The 797-nt window shown below is 43.0% G+C and carries 1 protein-coding gene; it reads left to right on the plus strand.

The window, feature by feature from the left end:
* Window positions 1-105 precede the first annotated feature (105 nt).
* The coding region (locus B2575_RS12880) for a LysR family transcriptional regulator (protein WP_296242521.1) at window positions 106-797 on the plus strand (692 nt) is incomplete at its 3' end.

Below are 797 nucleotides of genomic sequence, written 5' to 3' on the forward strand. Positions count from 1 at the left end.
GCTATTTGACGATGTTTGGCAAGATTTAGCCATTTTTAGCCCATTTAGATGACTATCGAGTGAATTGAGGACACGCCCTAATATGGAATAAAAGAAAAGCAATCTATGAAAACAGACACCAATAAACCATTAGCCTTTAGACGATATCCATCGACGACGGCGCTGCAATGTTTTGAGACCGCTGCCCGTCATTTGAGTTTTACCAATGCCGCGCAAGAGATGCACATGACCCAAAGCGCCATCAGTAAGCAAGTGGCGCAGCTAGAGGAGATGCTAAACCTGTCTTTGTTTTATCGGACGCCGCACCGGATTTCATTGACCCCTGCTGGCAAGTCATATTATCTTGAAGTATTAGAGATTTTAAAACATATCGAGGTGGCGACCACCAATTTGATGTCGCATAGCAGTAATACCGAGCTGCTAAAAATAGTCTCGCATCCCACATTTTGTGCCCGTTGGTTGATTCCAGCACTGAGTGGCTTTAGTCAAGAATATCCCCTTATTAACTTGGATATTAAAGAGCTGGCGGGGCCGTTTTTTTCTGAAGACCAAAATGTCGATATTGCTTTTTTGTATGGCGATGGCATGTGGAGCAATATGGAGTCTATAAAACTGTTCGATGAATACTGCGTTGCAGTCTGTCAGCCGCAGTATTTGCGAGATAAAACACTGAGTACTGAGTGTTTGAAAAGTAGGGAGTGTTTGGATGACTATGTGTTATTGCAAATAAGTTCGCGCTTAAGTGCGTGGTATGAGTATTTTAAGCAACAAGATATCAGCGTCGATGGCACCTTTGT

Origin of the sequence: Psychrobacter sp. UBA6739, from assembly GCF_002453835.1 — a bacterium.
Taxonomy (GTDB): Bacteria; Pseudomonadota; Gammaproteobacteria; order Pseudomonadales; family Moraxellaceae; genus Psychrobacter; species Psychrobacter immobilis_A.